Here is a 15,393-nt window from a genome sequence, read left to right as displayed (position 1 = left end):
CAGGGGCGCTGGAGTTGTCTCCATGCGCCCCTGTCTTCTTCTTCACGACCGGCAGTTGGCGGTCTGCGCCCAGCGGCTGCCTTTGCGGTTGCCGTTCGTGGACTGCGGCCGGCGTCGGGTCTCCGGCGGTCGGTGGCCGACGGCCGGCGGCTGCCCGGTCGCGCTGTCGGCTACGCGGCCAGTTCCGGTTTCGGCGTCTGCCCGGCTGGGTGCTCGGCCTCCGCGTGCACCGGCGCGAAGCGGCCCGACCGACTGTCCATCACATAGGCCTGGGCGGTGGCGAAGTCGAAGTACATCCCGACCAGGCGCAGCGACCCGTCCGACACCCGGCGTTCGACGGCCGGATTGGCCATCAACTGGTCGAGCTGCTGCACCACATTGGTGATGCACAGCTGCTCGGCCACATCCGCCGCCGCGCGGCCCTCGAACTCCGCTGGGGCCCGCCGCAGTCGGGCCAGTGACCCGCGTCCGTTGCGCAGCCACCGGGCCAGCGCCGTGGGCGGCCCTGTCTGCTCCGTCACCCCGTCCAGCAGGGCCTTCATCGCGCCGCAGCCGGAGTGCCCGCAGACCGTGATCGAGGCGACCTCCAGCACCTCCACCGCGTACTGGACGGCGGCGGCCACCGAATCGTCTGCCGCGCCCGGTTCGTACGGGGCGGGCACCAGGTTGCCGACATTGCGGACGGTGAAGAGATCGCCCGGGCCGGAGCTGGTGATCATGCTGGTGACCATCCGGGAATCCGCGCAGGTGAGGAAGAGCTGCGAGGGGGTCTGGCCGTCGCGGGCCAGCCGGGCCAGTTCCTGGCGGACCAGCGGGGCGGTGTGCTGCTGGAAGCCGCGCACGCCGTGCAGCAGCCGGACGTGCGGATCGTCCTCGTCCGGCTCGATGCAGTGGTGGCCGACCCAGGGCGTCCAGGCACTGCAGCGGTGCCCGCCCGGGGCGTCGTCGATCAGGACGGTGCCGTCCGGGTCGAGCACCTCCTGTGCCTGGCGGTCGGTCAGCATCGAGACCTGGGCGCCCGTGGCCTGATGGTCGGCGCGCCAGGCGTGCAACGCCTCGAACGCGGCGTGGTCGAGGAATGATCCGTCGTGCCGGACCGTCACCCGGGCGCCGGCCGGGATCCGGGCGAACGCCCGGCTCAGCCTGGGCACCGCCACGAACGTCAGCGGACCGTGGGTGCGGACGGTGCAGGAGCCGTCCGGTTCGGCGATCACCTCGACGTGCGCCCGCGTCAGCCGGTAGAGGGCGAGCAGCACGGCGACCGAGCCGCCGAGGACCACCCCGAGCGGGACGCCGAGCAGCACCACGCCGAGCACGGTGGCCAGGTAGACCGGGAACTCGCGGTGCCGGTGCACCCGGCGGATGTGCGCGAAGCTCACCATCTGCACGCCGACCACCAGCACCAGCGCGGCGAGTGCGGCCAGCGGGATCCGGCGCAGCCCGGCGGTCAGCGCCAGCGCGGCGACCAGCACCCAGCAGCCGTGCAGCACCGCCGACATCCGGGTGGCCGCCCCCGCCTGCACATTGGCGGTGGAGCGCACCGCGCCGCCGGCCACCGGGAGGCCACCGAGCAGCCCGGAGAGCAGGTTGGACACACCCTGGGCGCGCAGTTCGCGATCCAGGTCGCCGGCCCGGCGGGTCATCCGGTCGACGGCGACGGAGGACAGCAGGGACTCGACACCGGCCACCGCGGCGACCGTGAGCACCAGGCCGAGCAGGGCCGCCCAGTGGCCGGCCGGCATGCCCGGTGAGGGGGGCGAGAAGAACTGGTGGTGCTCCCAGACCGGGAGTTCGACCCGGGCGAGGCGCAGTTCGGCGATCAGCGACAGCGTGGTGGCGGCGGCGACCGCGACCAGGGCGGCGGGCAGCCGAGCCAGCCGTGTGCCGAACCGGCCGACCGGGCCGGGCAGCCGGCCGAGCCTCGGCCAGCCGAAGAGCACGGCGAGTGCGAGCAGGCCGACCACCAGCGCGGGTGGGTGCGGGCCGGCCAGTTCGCCGGGGAGCGAGCGCAGGTCGGCGAGGGCCGAACTCTGCGGCGAACCACCGAGGATGACGTGCAGTTGGGCAATAGCGATGGTGAGGCCCACTCCGGCCAGCAGGCCGTGCACCACGGCGGGGGAGACCGCGAGCGCGGCGCGGGCCACCCGCAGCGAGCCGAGCAGCAGCTGCAGCAGGCCGGCGGCGACCGTCACCAGGCAGGCGGTCTGCCAGCCGTACTGGGCGATCACCCCGGCGGTGACCACGGTGAGCGCGGCGGAGGGCCCGCTGACCTGCAAGTGGGTCCCACCGAGCAGGCCGGCCACCAATCCGCCCACGGCGGCCGCGACCAGGCCGGCCGTCAGTGGCGCGCCGGTGGCCAGCGCGATGCCGAGCGAGAACGGCACCGCGATCAGGAACACCGCGAGCGAGGCCGGCAGGTCGTGCGCCAGCAGCGCGCGCACCCGCTGCCCGGCGGAGGTGCCCCCGTCCGGGGTGGCGGGGGTGCCCGGCGGGGCGTGGTCGGTGGTGTCGGAGGCGATGGGGGCGCTGGAAATGTCGAGGGTCATGTCTCTTCCCGTCTTCTTCCGGGGGAACGAACGCAGTCAGGTCCGGCGGTGAGGTCTCGGTCGGATCGGCTGTCGTGGGTCGCAGCGGGTGTGGCGGGGCGGCCTGACGGTGGGTGGCCGCGCGGGGACCGGGGTGCGCGGCGACGGCCAGTGGCGACCCGGGTTCAAGACTTGGTAAACCGAGAGTAATGAGACCTTTGCACAGCGTGCGCGTTCGGTGGAAGCGCAAAAAGGGCTTTTCACCACATCGTGTGGTACTCGAACCAAGCGGGAATTCGTCGCAAACGCCGAGGGGCCGGCCCGTCCAGCAGGACGGGCCGGCCCCTCGGGCGGGCGGTTCAGACCCCGGCGGTCCGGGCCTGTTCGGCGCCCAGCACGTAGTCCGGGTCCACCTGGGTGGCCAGGTCCGCGCCGATCTTGGCGTTGCCCCAGCTCTCCGCGTTGCGCAGGTGGAAGCGGACCGCCTGGGCGCTGTAGCGGCCGCGGTCGCGCAGTTGGTGGGCGGCGTCCGCGGCGGTCCGCAGCCGGCCCAGCACCTCTCGGTTGGCCGGTTCCAGCTCGCGCAGCGGCGGCTCGTCCCCGCGCTCCAGTCGCCGCACCCAGTCGGAGTGCCCGAACGAGGCGTACAGGTCGTCACCGACCTCGCGGCGCAGGAACTCGAGGTCGTCCGCGCTCTGCACCTTGTTGCCGATCACCCGCAGGTGGACGTCGAAGTCCTGGGCGTACTCCTTGTACTGGCGGTACACCGAGACGCCCTTGCGGGTCGGTTCGGCGACCAGGAAGGTCAGGTCGAAGCGGGTGAACAGGCCGGAGGCGAACGAGTCAGAGCCGGCCGTCATGTCGGTGACCAGATACTCGTCCGGGCCGTCCAGCAGGTGGTTGAGCAGCAGTTCCACGGCGCCGACCTTGGAGTGGTAGCAGGCCACCCCGAGGTCCTCCTCGGTGAACGCGCCGGTCGCCAGCAGCCGCACCGAGCCCTCGTCCAGGGCGACCGGCCGGGCGCAGGCCGCGTACACCGGGTTCTCCTCGACGATCCGCAGCAGCCGGGAGCCGGGGCCGGGCGGGGTGGTCTTGATCATTTCCTCGGCGGAGCGGATCAGCGGGTTGGCGCCGCGCAGGTACTCCTTGATCTCCGGCAGGTGCGCGCCGAGCGAGGGCAGCGAAGCCGCCTGGGCATCCGTCAGGCCGAGGGCCGGGCCCAGATGCTGGTTGATGTCCGCATCGACGGCGACCACCGGACAGCCGGCGGCGGCCAGGTGGCGGATGAACAGTGCGGACAGGGTGGTCTTGCCGCTGCCGCCCTTGCCGACGAAGGCGATCTTCATCTGAGTCTCCGGCTCTTTGGCTCTGTAGTGCTGTAGCTCTGGGGTGCTGTGGCTCTGTGTGCCACGGGCTGCCGCGGGGTGCGATGGCACTGCCGCCGCGGCAGGACGCTTGTTGGAAATCGTTATCGTCACCGATTGCGGCTCATGCTAGCGGTGGTTTGGGGTGTCGCACATGGGGGAAAGGCGGATTGCCACGAAAGGGTGACCCGGGGGTTGCCGCCCGACGGCCCGGACGATTCATTACTCTCGGGTAGGTGACCACAGGAACAGACCCGCTCGCCCCGCTGGCCCAGCTGGCCGGGGTCCCCGAGGCCGTCGCCGAGGTGCGCAAGAACGTCGACCGCCTCTACGGACACCGCGTGATGCGGCGCCGGGCCGGCGAGGTGACGTCCGAGTCCGCACTGCGCGGCGCCCGCGCCTCCGCCGCCCTGGAGGGCGCCGACTGGCCGCTGGAGGAGGTCCGCCGCCGCACCGACTTCGGCGCCGACCCCGATGCCCGGACGATCGGCGCGGCCCTGCGCCTCTCCGCCGAGGCCGGCCAGCTGCTCAGTGTCTGGCGCACCTCCCCGCTCCAGGTGCTGGCCCGCCTCCACCTGCTCGCCGTCGGCGAGGCCGACCCGTCCGCCGGCCGCCCGCGCCGGGCCGGTGAGAACGCCGCACCGCTGTTCCCACGCGAAATCGCCGCCACCGAAGGCGCCGCGCCCGACGGTCCGGTCGGCGAACTCCCGCCGCCGCCCCCGGCCGACGAGGCGGCCGCCCGCCTCGACCAGCTCGCCGGACTGCTGGCCGCCCGCGCCGAACGCCCCACCGGCGGCGCGCCCGCCCTGGTGGTCGCCGCCGTCGTGCACGGCGAACTGCTCGCGCTGCGCCCGTTCGGCAGTTACAACGGCCTGGTCGCCCGGGCTGCCCAGCGGATCGTGCTGATCGCCGAGGGCCTCGACCCGAAGGCGATCTGCCCCGCCGAGGTCGGCCTCGCCGAACTCGGCACCGCCGCCTACCGGCAGGCCCTGCTCGGCTACCTGGAGGGCACCCCCGAGGGCATGGCCCGCTGGCTCACCCACTGCGCCGCCGGGCTCGGCCTCGGCGTCCGCGAGAGCACCGCGGTGTGCGAGGCGATGCAGCGCGGGATGGTCTGACCTTCCGACCGTTCGAGGCGGGTGGCCGGGCTGAACGGGAAGCCCCAGTAATGCAGTTGCGGCGACGTCCGAGACTTCCGGGCGTCGCCGCTGGTACGGAGACCGGGTTACCAGTGCATGCACCGTGCAATGCCCATCAGGCGGGGTCCTGTTGCCCTTCGCCTGGTGCGGCGGCCCGACAGCGGGTCGGCTGCATGTGGGTGCCCAGTTGTCCGTACACGGGTCCGTGGGGCCTGAACTGCGTTGTCGGAACGACCCCTTTGGGGTCCTGACCGGGTCTCGCGGGCCTAACCCATTTCTACCGCAGATCAGACAAAAGGGGAACCCGAAAAGGGATGCTTTGACGGGTTCCCGTGCGGTTTGTCCGATATGGCGAACCGTCGCCCGACGCGAGGTCGTTCCACCCCGCGTCGGGTCGTTCCGCTTCGCGCGGGACCGATCCGCCCGGCGCGGCCTCAGACCACCGGGCGACGGCGCCGCGCGCTGTACCAGAGCACCCCGGCCGTCAGCGCCGCCGCGCCGACCGCCACAGCGGCCAGCACCGAACGGCTGGGCGCGTGGAACTCTGGCAGCCTGCGCGTCAGTTCGACCGGCCGGCTGAACACCAGCACCGGCCACTCGCGGGCCACCGCCTCCTTGCGCAGCGCCCGGTCCGGGTTCACCGCGGCCGGGTGGCCGACCGTCTCCAGCATCGGCAGATCGGTCGAGGAGTCGCTGTACGCATAGCAGTTGGCGAGGTCGTAGCCCTCTCGCTCGGCCAACTCGCGGATCGCGGCGGCCTTGTTCTCGGCGTACGCGTAGTACTCGATCTCGCCGGTGTAGCGGCCGTCCTCGACGTGCAGGCGGGTGGCGATCACGTGGTCGGCGCCCAGGAGTTGGCCGATCGGCTCGACCACCTCGGAGCCGGAGCTGCTGACGATCACCACGTCCCGGCCGGCCGCGTGGTGCTGCTCGATCAGCGACGCGGCCTCGTCGTAGATGATCGGGTCGATCATGCCGTGCAGGGTCTCCGCGACGATCTCCCGCACCTGCTGGACGTTCCAGCCCCGGGTGAGCGCCGACAGGTAGGCCCGCATCTTCTCCATCTGGTCGTGGTCCGCGCCACCGACCAGGAAGACGAACTGGGCGTAGGCGCTCTTCACCACCGAACGACGGTTGATCAGGCCGCCCTGGTAGAACGGCCGGCTGAAGGCGAGGGCACTGGACTTGGCGATGATCGTCTTGTCGAGGTCGAAGAAGGCGGCTGTCCGCGGCACGCCGTATCCGGGTCGGACGGGCGCTGTGGTGTCCGTCACGGGCTCGGTGGAGTCCGGTGCGTCGGAGTCGGCACCGCGGTCGGCGAAGTCGGCGTTCTCGGTGGTGTCCACGGGAACCGAGGATAGAGGGATCGGCAAAACAGGCGGCCATTCGGTGGACCCGCGGGCGTGCGGGTTTGTGTTTCTGGGCGGTCGGGTACACCATGGAAGTCACGGATCGTTCGCGCGACCGTGCTAACCCGGTCCGGCTCCTCCCCCCCGAGTCGGGCCGTGGATAGACGACCCCCGCTCTCCCCCCCGGCGGGGGTCGTCGCATGTCCGGGGCCATTTTCCTAGGCAATTGAGCCTCCAGGGAGTGGCGTGACGGGCGGTTCGGAGGGGGTGTTCCGGCGGTTTCCGAGCCGCTGTCGAGGGTTCTTCGCACTCAGTCATATGTCACTCTCCGTAGCGGATTGAGCGTCATATTGGCATCTCCGATGCGTCAATTCCGAACTGTTTTGGCCCCCGTCCGAGTGAGCTCGGTTATCCACAGGGGCGAGTTATCCACAGGCATTGCGAACTCGGCTGACGCATTCCGTGCCGTGCTCCACCGTGGTGTCCGCGTCGCCGCGCCGACCCACCCGGGCCGCCGCGTCCGACGCGCCGTCAGACCGATCCCGCACCACGCGGAGGCCCGCCTTGTCCGCATTCGTCACCGACCCGCACGCCACCGGCCCCGAGCCCCCGCCCGGGCCGCTGATCCTCACCGGCGACGAGACCCTCGCCGAACAGCTCACCCGTCTGTGCGCCGCCGCCGGAGCCGAACCACGGCTGCTCAGCAGCGCCCCACCGCCCGCCCCGCTGTGGGAGAACGCCCCACTGGTGCTGGTCGGCGACGACCTCGCCGAGCAGTGCGCTGGCCTGCCCCGCCGCCCCGGCGTGCTGCTGCTCGGACTCGACCTCGACGACGGCGAGATCTGGGTCCGCGCCGTCCGGCTGGGCGCGGAGCACGTGCTGTTCCTGCCGGACGCGCAGCCCTGGCTGCTCGACCGGATCGCCGACGCCACCGAAGGCGTCGGACCACCCGCGCTCACCGTCGCCGTGCTTGGCGGCCGCGGCGGCGCCGGGGCCTCCACACTGGCCTGCGCGCTCGCGGTCCGCGCCGCCCGGGCCGGACACCGCACGATGCTGATCGACGGTGACCCACTCGGCGGCGGACTCGACGTCCTGCTCGGCGCCGAACAGGCCGGCGGCCTGCGCTGGCCGGACCTGGCCGCCTCGCGCGGCCGGATCAGCGGTGCCGAGCTCGCCAGGGCGCTGCCCGAGCCACACCGGCTCAGCGCGCTGTCCTGGGACCGCTCCGACACCCTGACCATCCCCGCCGAAGCCATGTGCAGCGTCCTGGCCGCCGCCCGCAGACGCGGCGGGCTGGTTGTCCTCGACCTGCCCAGACACCTCGACGCGGCGGCCGCCCAGGCCCTCGAACAGGCCGACACCGGGCTGCTCGTGGTTCCCGCCGAACTGCGCGCGCTGGCCGCCGCCGACCGGGTCGCCGGGGCCGTCCGGATACGGCTCGCCGACCTGCGGGCCGTCGTCCGCACCCCCGGCCCGTCCGGCCTCACGGCCGCCGATGTCGCCCGCGGCCTGCACCTGCGCCTGGCCGGGGAGCTTGCCCCCGAGCCCGGCCTCGCCCTGGACGCCGAACGGGGCGCCCCGCCCGGCCTGCGGGACGGCGGGCCGCTGGCCCGCTTCTGCGGGCAATTCCTGACCGAAGCGATGCCGCCCGTCGTGGCGGCCTGAGGAGAACCCATGGCCAACCGCCTGCACGCCGTCGACACCCACCCCGACACCACCGACGGGCACACCGGCGAGCCGAGGCCCGCCCGGCAGCCGATCACCCGCACCCACCGGCGCATCCCCGTACCCCGCGCCCGGGCCCTGCGCGGCACCCTGCCGGGGCCCGCCGAGGACGTCGCACCGGCCGAAGCCGGCCCGCCGGTGCGCTACCTGGTCCGCCGACATGCGTCGGCCGCGCCCGAACGGGACGGGCCGCCCGGCGGCCTGCCCGCGGACGGGGCCGCCGAACTCGTCGATGTCGTCCGGCTTCGGCTCGCCGAGGCGGGCGCGGCACCCACTGCGGGCTCGGTCGCCGCCGCGCTGCGCGCCGCCCGGCCACCGCTCGGCGGGGCCGACGTGCTCAACACCGTCCGCAGTCTGCGCGCCGAGATCGTCGGCGCCGGGCCGCTCGACCCACTGCTGGCCGAGCCCGGCGTCACCGACGTCCTGGTCAACGGACCCGACCAGATCTGGATCGACCGAGGCAAGGGCCTGGAACGCGCGCCCCAGGTGCGCTTCCCGAACACCGATGCCGTTCGCCGGCTCGCCCACCGACTGGCCACCGCCGCCGGGCGACGCCTGGACGACGCCCGACCCTGGGTGGACGCCCGGCTGTCCGACGGCACCCGCCTGCACGCCGTCCTCCCGCCGATCGCCGCCGACTGCACCCACATCTCGCTTCGCACGTGCCGCAGCACGCCCTTCACCCTCGCCGAACTGGTGGCCGCCGGGGCCCTGCCACCGTCCGGCGCCGACCTGCTGGCCGCCGCGCTCCGGGCCCGACTGTCGCTGCTGATCTCCGGCGGTACCGGCAGCGGCAAAACCACCCTGCTCGCAGCGCTGCTCGGGCTCGTCCCGGTCAACGAACGCATCGTGCTGGCGGAGGACTCCGCCGAACTCCGGCCGGACCATCCGCACGTCGTCCGGCTCCAGTCCCGCCCGCCCAACCAGGAGTCACTGGGGGAACTGACCCTGCGCGACCTGGTGCGGCAGGCACTCCGGATGCGACCCGACAGGTTGGTGGTCGGAGAAGTCCGCGGAGCCGAGGTGGTCGACCTGCTGGCCGCCTTCAACACCGGCCACGAAGGCGGCTGCGGCACCGTCCACGCCAACACGGCGGCCGACGTGCCTGCCCGCCTGGAAGCCCTCGGCTCGCTCGCCGGACTCGACCGGCAGTCGCTGCACAGCCAGCTCCGGGCCGGGCTGGACGCCGTCGTCCACCTCGGACGCGACCGCGCCGACGGCCGACGCCGGGTCACCGGCCTGCACCTGCTGATCGCCGACCCGGGCGGCCTGACGGGCACCACAGCCGCCGTCCACTTCGACCGTGACGGACGCAGCCGACCCGGCCCCGGCTGGACCAGGCTGCGGGACCTCTGCGCCGAACGCGGCGTCGAGCTGCCCCCGCACCCCGAGGCGGTCTCCGAACCCGATCCGGTCGAGCAGGACACCGGTTCGGTTGACGTTCCCTCCTGCGAACCCCAGGTGGAGGTGTCATGACGCTGCGTCAGATCGAACTGCTGTGGGTGGTCGGGCTCTGCGTGATCGGGGCGGTGGCGTGGCGACTGCTGCGCTCCGAGGTCAGGAGGTCGTGATGGCAGGGGAGTTCGGGGCCCTGGCGGCGGTGGCGTCGGCCGGCGCCGCCGGCGCGGCAGCTTTGCTCGGTGCGGTCGCCGGGCTCGGCGCGGCGTTGCTCGGGGCGGTCTGGCTGGCGGCGGCCCGGCACCGGCAGCGTGGTGACGGGCGGCTGCGGCGGATGCTGAACGGGCATCGGGTGCCGGACGGTCGGCTCGCCCGGATTCGGGCGGGATGGCGGCGACGGCGACCGCGCTGGCTGGTGCCCGAACTGCTGCTGTTCCCCGCTGGAGCGGCAGCCGGGCAGAGCACCGCCTCGGTGCTGCCGTTGATCGGGGCGGCCTGTGCGGTGGTTCCGCTCCGCAGATGGCGTGCGCGGTACGCCGCGGGTCGGGCGGCGCGGCGACGGGCCGCGGCTGTGATCGACCTGTGCGCCGGCCTGGCGGCCGAACTGCGCAGCGGCGCGACACCCGAACAGGCCATGCACTCGGTGATCTCCAGGGCCGCCCCCGACTGGGCCGGTCGCCTCGGCCCCGAGCCGACTGCCCGGCTGGCCGCCGGCCGCTACGGGGCGGACCTGCCCGCAGCCCTCGGGCAGGTGGCCGAACTGCCCGGCGGGGAGGGCGCGGCGGCCGTCGCGGCTTGCTGGCGGGTCAGCACCGAGAGCGGTACGGGGCTGGCGTTCGGCCTTGAGCAGGTCGCGGACGCGCTGCGCGCCGAGCGGGCGCTCGCGGAGGAGATCGCGGGCGAACTCGCAGGTCCACGCACCACCGTGATCGTGCTGGCCGCCCTGCCCGCCGTGGGCATGGGGCTGGGCAGCACGCTCGGCGCCCAACCGGCGCAGGTCCTACTGCACACCCCGGCGGGCCTGCTCAGCCTGCTCGCTGGGGCTGTCCTGGAGGCCGCCGGCATCGCCTGGACCGCCCGGATCGTCCGGGCAGCCGAGGACGCCCCGGCCGGGCCCCGTCCGGTCCGGCCTGAGGTTCAGCCCGAGGTTCGGTCCGAGTCGCGGTCCGACTCGGTCCGGGCGGTGGCTTCCGGGTGTGGGATCTCCCGATCCCGGCAGGACCGGTGGCTTGCCGCCGCATCGCCCCTCGCGGGGGACCAGCCGGCCGTCCGGGCGGACCGGTGGGAGTGAACGGGTCCGGTGGCCCGGTCCGGGGCCGGGGTGACCCGCCGGGCGGCGTGGGTATGCGCGCCAACTGGTCGACGAATGATCCGAGTTCGAGTCGACGGAGGCATCGATGGAGGTTCTGGTGGAGGTTTCGATGGAGGTGAGGTGGGCGCCATGGTGATCCTGGTGCCGGTGGCCGCCGTGGGCCTGGCCGGCGAGGCACTGGCGGTGGTGCGAGGGCGGGCGATCCGGCGCAGGGTCGGGCGCTGCGTCCCGGCAGTGGCGGCCGTCCCCGCGCGGGATGGGCGGGGTGGCCGGGGCGGGGATGCCGTACGACGGGCGATCCGCTGGGTGGTGGGCGACCGGCCGTTGGCCGTGCTGCTCGGGGTGTCCGCCGCCGTCCTGGTCGGCGGCTGGGCGGGCCCGGTGGTCGGTTTGGTGGCGGGCTGGGCGGGGTGGCGGTCGCTGCCCAGGATTCGGTCGCCCGGCGAGCGGCGGCGGACCGCCGAGCATGACTGGCTGGTCCGTCAACTGCCGTTGACCGCCGACCTGCTGGCGGCTTGTCTCGGTTCGAGCGGTTCCCCGGCCGGAGCGGCCTTCGCGGTCGCGGACAGCGTCCCGTCCCCGATGCGGGAGCGCCTGTCCGGCGTCGCGGCCCAGCTCTCCCTCGGTGCCTCCCCGGAGCGTTGCTGGGAGCAACTGGCCACCGACTGCCCACCGATGGCCCCGCTCGCCCGCTGCCTGGCCCGCACCACCCTCAGCGGCGCACCACCGGCCACCGCGCTCGCCGGCCTCGCACAGTCCCAGCGGGCGGCGGCCGCACGGGCGGCGCACGCGAGGGTCCGCCGGGCCGGCGTCCTGGCGACCGCACCGCTCGGGCTCTGCTTCCTGCCCGCGTTCGTGCTGATCGGCGTTGTGCCAGTGGTGATGGGCCTGACCGGCACCTTCTCCCAGCGGCTCTGATCCGTACCTGCCGAATTTCCACTCCAACGAAGGGATTTCACCGATGATTACTCTCTCCCCGCCTGTCCGGCCGGCGCTCGCAGTGCGCGCCACCCGCAGAATCGGCGGCTGGCTGCGCCACCGGTACCGAACGATGGCGGAGGGGCCGCCGGACGCCGGGATGAGTACGGCCGAATACGCGATCGGCACGGTGGCGGCGTGTGCCTTCGCGGCGGTGCTCTACAAGGTGGTGACCAGTGGCACGGTCTCCGGCGCGCTGTCGGAGATCCTCGATCGCGCCCTGCATGCGGCGTGAGCGCCGGGCCGGCCGCACGAGGGCGCCGGACTCGGGGATGGTCACCGCCGAGACAGCGGTGGCCCTGCCTGCCCTGGTGCTGCTCGCGGCGATGCTGATCTGGGGAGTGGTTGCCGCCGGTGCCCAGATCCGCTGTGTGGACGCGGCCCGGGCGGGCGCCCGGGCCGCCGCCCGCGGGGACGGCGACGCGGCAGCGGTTGCCGCGGCAGCCGCCCCGGAGGGCGCGAAGGTTGCCGTCGCGCTGGACGCGACCACCGCCCGCGTCACCGTCGAGGCCCCCTGCCCGGGCCCAGGCCGCCTCGCCGCCCTCCTGTCGGTCCGCCTCACCGCCACCGCGGTGAGCGCCCGCGAGGACGTGCTGACCGACGAAAGCTGAAGTCGAGAGGAGGTAACTGCCGTGCGAGAGCGACACCGTCTGCCTGCCGAGGCCGCCGCGTCCGACCGTGGGTCGGCGACGGTGTGGCTGGTCGCGCTGGGCCTGCTGGGCGTGGTGGTCTTCTCGGCCTGCCTGATGGTGGGGCAGGTCGTGGTCGCCCGCCACCGCGCCGAGTCGGCGGCTGACCTGGCCGCGCTGGCCGCCGCCGACCGCCTACTGCTCGACCCGGACGGCGGCTGTGGCCGGGCAGTCGAACTGACCCGGGCCCAGGAGCGAGCCGATCTCGTCTCCTGCCGCGTCCTGCCGGACCGGGACGCGGTGGAGGTGGTCGTCCAGGTCCCGATCCGGGGCCTGCCCGTCCCGCTCGGGCCGGCCCGAGCCCGCTCCCGGGCCGGCCCGCTGTGGGCCTGGGGCGACAACGCCGCTGAAACGGACGGGCCGTCAGTCGAGCGGGCCGGCCGCGCCGTCGCCGGAGGCATCGGGGGCGTCGGAGGGGCCGAGAGTGTCGGTGCTGTCCGGCCGGTCGGGAGCGTGGGCGAGGAGGGTGGTGAGCAGGCGGATGGCGGCGGCCTTGTCGAGGGGATCGTTGCCGTTGCCGCACTTGGGGGACTGGACGCAGGACGGGCAACCGCGGTCGCACTCGCAGGCGGCGATGGCGTCCCGGGTAGCGGTCAGCCACTCCACGGCGCGGCGGAAGCCGCGTTCGGCGAAGCCCGCGCCGCCGGAATGGCCGTCGTAGACGAAGACCGTGGGAAGGCCGGTGTCGGGGTGCAGCGGTACGGAGACGCCCCCGATGTCCCAGCGGTCGCAGGTGGCGAACAGTGGAAGGAGGCCGATCGAGGCGTGTTCGGCGGCATGGGCCGCGCCGGGGAGCTGGTCGAACGGGATGGTCGCGTCGAGGAGTTGGTCCTCGGTGACGGACCACCAGACGGCGCGGGTGCGCAGGGTGCGGGGCGGCAGGTCGAGCTTGCTCTCGCCGAGGATCTCGCCGGTGGAGATCCGCTTGCGCAGGTAGCCGACGACCTGGTTGACCACCTCGACCGAGCCGAAGCTGAGCCGGGCCTCGCCCCACTCCTCGGTGGTGTCGGTGGAGAGGATCGAGATCGAGGTGACGTCCCGAGCGGAGGTGGTGTACGGCGGATTCGCGGGGGAGACCAGGGCGACCGAGGACTCCAGGTCGAACTCCCGGACCAGATAGGTACGTCCCTGGTGCAGGTGGACGGCGCCGGTGTGCACGGTGGTGTGCGCGGCCTCCGCGTCCACGGTGCCGAGCAGCCGTCCGGTGTCCGCCTCGACGATCTGCACGGGGCTGCCGCCGCTGCCGCGCAAGTCCACGCCGTCCACGGCGCGCTCCCGGCGGGTCCAGTACCAGGAGCCGTCGCTCCGGCGGCGCAGCAGGCCGCGTCGCTCCAGTATCGGGAGCAGCGGCTCGCTGGACGGGCCGAACAGTTCCAGGTCGGCGTCGGTGAGCGGGAGTTCCGCGGCGGCGGCGCACAGGTGCGGGGCGAGCACGTGCGGGTTGTCGGGGTCGAGGACGGTCGCCTCGACGGGGGTGGCGAACAGCGCGTCGGGGTGGTGGACGAGATAGGTGTCCAGCGGGTCGTCGCGGGCGATCAGCACCGCCAGCGCGCCCTGGCCCTCGCGTCCGGCGCGTCCGGCCTGCTGCCAGAGCGAGGCCCGGGTGCCGGGGTAGCCGGCCAGCAGGACGGCGTCCAGGCCGGAGACGTCCACGCCGAGTTCCAGTGCGGAGGTGGACGCCAGGCCGAGCAGGCGCCCGGTGTGCAGGTCGCGCTCCAGGGCCCGCCGCTCCTCGGCCAGGTAGCCGCCGCGGTAGGCGGCGACCCGGGCGGCGAGCGGTTGGCCGAGCTGCTCCTGGGCCTGCAGGGCGACCAGTTCGGCGGCCCGGCGGGAGCGGACGAAGGCCACCGTCCGGGTGCCGCCGTGGACCAGGTCGGTGAGCAGGTAGCCGGCCTCGGCGGTGGCGGAGCGGCGGACGGGCGCGCCGTGCTCGCCGACGTTCTCGGTCAGCGGCGGCTCCCACAGCGCGAACACCATCGGGCCGCGTGGCGAGCAGTCCTCGGTGACGGCGGTCGCGGGCAGGCCGGTGAGCCGCTGCGCGGTGACGGCCGGCTCGGCGGTGGTGGCGGAGGCCAGCAGGAAGGTCGGCGACGCGCCGTAGCGGGCGCACAACCGCCGCAGCCGGCGCAGTACCTGGGCGACGTGCGAGCCGAACACCCCACGGTAGGTGTGGCACTCGTCGATCACCACGTACTTCAGCGCCTTCAGGAAGGACGACCAACGTGGGTGGGCGGGGAGTATGCCGCGGTGCAGCATGTCGGGGTTGGTCAGCACGTACGACGCGTACTGGCGGACCCACTCGCGCTCCTGCGGGGGCGTGTCGCCGTCGTAGAGCGCCACCCGGACCCGGTCGGGGACGAGTTCGGCGGCGCGCCGGCGCTGGTCGGCGGCCAGCGCCTTGGTGGGGGCGAGGTACAGCGCGGTGGCGCCGCGCCCGTTGCGGGCCTCGGTGCCGGTCAGCAGGTCGCTCAGCACGGGGGCCAGATAGCCCAGCGACTTGCCCGAGGCGGTACCGGTCGCGATCACGGTGGTCCGCCCGGCCGCGGCCAGGTCCATCGCCTCGGCCTGGTGCGCCCAGGGCAGCAGCACGCCGAGCTGGGCGGCGGCCGCGACCACCTCCTGACGGATTCCTTCCGGCCAAGGCGCATAGCGCGCCTCGCGTGCGGGCAATTGCTCCGTATGGGTGAGGCGATCCGACCTGCCGCGCTCGGTGGAAAGCGTCGCGAGCAGGGCCTCGGGCTGGTGGTGACGGGGCGGCATGAAGACCCAGTGTGTCACCGGCGTGACGGAGAATCGCTGTTAACCATCGTGCGCCCATGGTCGCAAGTGGTTGAATGAAGCCCGTGACGGCCGCATGGCCGAGGGCCGCAGAAACCGAGGCTCCGACCTGCCGGTTTGCCGCGCCCTGGGCCTG

At 73.8% G+C, this 15,393-nt stretch carries 11 protein-coding genes and 1 pseudogene; 8 read left to right on the top strand and 4 right to left on the bottom strand.

What is annotated here, in order from left to right:
• Positions 1-170: 170 nt before the first annotated feature.
• Together ACFYS8_RS11375 and ACFYS8_RS11370 are read right to left on the bottom strand one after the other, a co-directional pair.
• Positions 171-2,546: a SulP family inorganic anion transporter gene (locus tag ACFYS8_RS11375; protein WP_387639077.1), complete on the bottom strand. Its 2,376-nt coding sequence runs from the start codon at positions 2,544-2,546 to the stop codon at positions 171-173.
• Between the two features lie 338 nt (positions 2,547-2,884).
• Positions 2,885-3,871 (bottom strand): ATP-binding protein, encoded by a 987-nt coding sequence (locus tag ACFYS8_RS11370; protein ID WP_387639075.1) that lies wholly within the window; start codon positions 3,869-3,871, stop codon positions 2,885-2,887.
• A gap of 254 nt (positions 3,872-4,125) precedes the next feature.
• Here ACFYS8_RS11370 and ACFYS8_RS11365 point away from each other — a divergent pair, with 254 nt between their 5' ends.
• On the top strand, positions 4,126-5,007 hold the full coding sequence (locus ACFYS8_RS11365; RefSeq protein WP_387639072.1) for an oxidoreductase: 882 nt from the start codon (positions 4,126-4,128) through the stop codon (positions 5,005-5,007).
• 455 nt (positions 5,008-5,462) lie between these two features.
• Here the strand turns inward: ACFYS8_RS11365 and ACFYS8_RS11360 are convergent, their stop codons facing one another.
• Positions 5,463-6,302 (bottom strand): HAD family hydrolase, encoded by an 840-nt coding sequence (locus ACFYS8_RS11360; RefSeq protein ID WP_387640679.1) that lies wholly within the window; start codon positions 6,300-6,302, stop codon positions 5,463-5,465.
• Between the two features lie 639 nt (positions 6,303-6,941).
• Between ACFYS8_RS11360 and ssd the strand changes: the two genes are divergently transcribed.
• From ssd to ACFYS8_RS11325, 7 genes and pseudogenes are all read left to right on the top strand, one after another.
• Positions 6,942-8,042, top strand: a complete 1,101-nt coding sequence (ssd, locus tag ACFYS8_RS11355) for a septum site-determining protein Ssd (protein WP_387639069.1) — start codon at positions 6,942-6,944, stop codon at positions 8,040-8,042.
• A gap of 9 nt (positions 8,043-8,051) precedes the next feature.
• Entirely contained in the window at positions 8,052-9,578 is a 1,527-nt protein-coding gene (locus ACFYS8_RS11350) for a TadA family conjugal transfer-associated ATPase (protein ID WP_387639066.1), read from the top strand.
• A gap of 94 nt (positions 9,579-9,672) precedes the next feature.
• Entirely contained in the window at positions 9,673-10,791 is a 1,119-nt protein-coding gene (locus ACFYS8_RS11345) for a type II secretion system F family protein (RefSeq protein ID WP_387639063.1), read from the top strand.
• A gap of 150 nt (positions 10,792-10,941) precedes the next feature.
• Positions 10,942-11,730 (top strand): type II secretion system F family protein, encoded by a 789-nt coding sequence (locus ACFYS8_RS11340; RefSeq protein ID WP_387639060.1) that lies wholly within the window; start codon positions 10,942-10,944, stop codon positions 11,728-11,730.
• Between the two features lie 43 nt (positions 11,731-11,773).
• On the top strand, positions 11,774-12,025 hold the full coding sequence (locus ACFYS8_RS11335; RefSeq protein WP_387639057.1) for a DUF4244 domain-containing protein: 252 nt from the start codon (positions 11,774-11,776) through the stop codon (positions 12,023-12,025).
• A 37-nt stretch (positions 12,026-12,062) separates the two neighbouring features.
• Positions 12,063-12,401 carry a TadE family type IV pilus minor pilin gene (locus ACFYS8_RS11330; protein ID WP_387639054.1) on the top strand — a complete coding sequence of 113 codons (339 nt, stop codon included), beginning with the start codon at positions 12,063-12,065 and terminating at the stop codon, positions 12,399-12,401.
• A gap of 21 nt (positions 12,402-12,422) precedes the next feature.
• Positions 12,423-12,740 (top strand): annotated as a pseudogene (locus ACFYS8_RS11325) (Rv3654c family TadE-like protein); the annotation flags it as partial.
• 102 nt (positions 12,741-12,842) lie between these two features.
• Here the strand turns inward: ACFYS8_RS11325 and ACFYS8_RS11320 are convergent.
• Positions 12,843-15,239 carry a DEAD/DEAH box helicase gene (locus ACFYS8_RS11320; protein WP_387639051.1) on the bottom strand — a complete coding sequence of 799 codons (2,397 nt, stop codon included), beginning with the start codon at positions 15,237-15,239 and terminating at the stop codon, positions 12,843-12,845.
• Between the last annotated feature and the right edge of the window lie 154 nt (positions 15,240-15,393).

The sequence above is a fragment of the Kitasatospora sp. NPDC004615 genome (assembly GCF_042873545.1).
GTDB lineage: Bacteria > Actinomycetota > Actinomycetes > Streptomycetales > Streptomycetaceae > Kitasatospora.
The sequence above is the reverse complement of the archived record's forward strand: the minus strand, read 5'-3'. Positions and strand labels throughout refer to the sequence as shown.

What these genes read in the sequence shown, in the direction of transcription:
- ACFYS8_RS11340 (WP_387639060.1), top strand. Translation starts at nt 10,942, where the DNA reads ATGGTGATCCTGGTGCCGGTGGCCGCCGTGGGCCTGGCCGGCGAGGCA.
- ACFYS8_RS11345 (WP_387639063.1), top strand. Translation starts at nt 9,673, where the DNA reads ATGGCAGGGGAGTTCGGGGCCCTGGCGGCGGTGGCGTCGGCCGGCGCC.
- ACFYS8_RS11375 (WP_387639077.1), bottom strand. Translation starts at nt 2,546, where the DNA reads ATGACCCTCGACATTTCCAGCGCCCCCATCGCCTCCGACACCACCGAC.
- ACFYS8_RS11350 (WP_387639066.1), top strand. Translation starts at nt 8,052, where the DNA reads ATGGCCAACCGCCTGCACGCCGTCGACACCCACCCCGACACCACCGAC.
- ACFYS8_RS11330 (WP_387639054.1), top strand. Translation starts at nt 12,063, where the DNA reads ATGGTCACCGCCGAGACAGCGGTGGCCCTGCCTGCCCTGGTGCTGCTC.
- ACFYS8_RS11370 (WP_387639075.1), bottom strand. Translation starts at nt 3,871, where the DNA reads ATGAAGATCGCCTTCGTCGGCAAGGGCGGCAGCGGCAAGACCACCCTG.
- ACFYS8_RS11320 (WP_387639051.1), bottom strand. Translation starts at nt 15,239, where the DNA reads ATGCCGCCCCGTCACCACCAGCCCGAGGCCCTGCTCGCGACGCTTTCC.
- ACFYS8_RS11335 (WP_387639057.1), top strand. Translation starts at nt 11,774, where the DNA reads ATGATTACTCTCTCCCCGCCTGTCCGGCCGGCGCTCGCAGTGCGCGCC.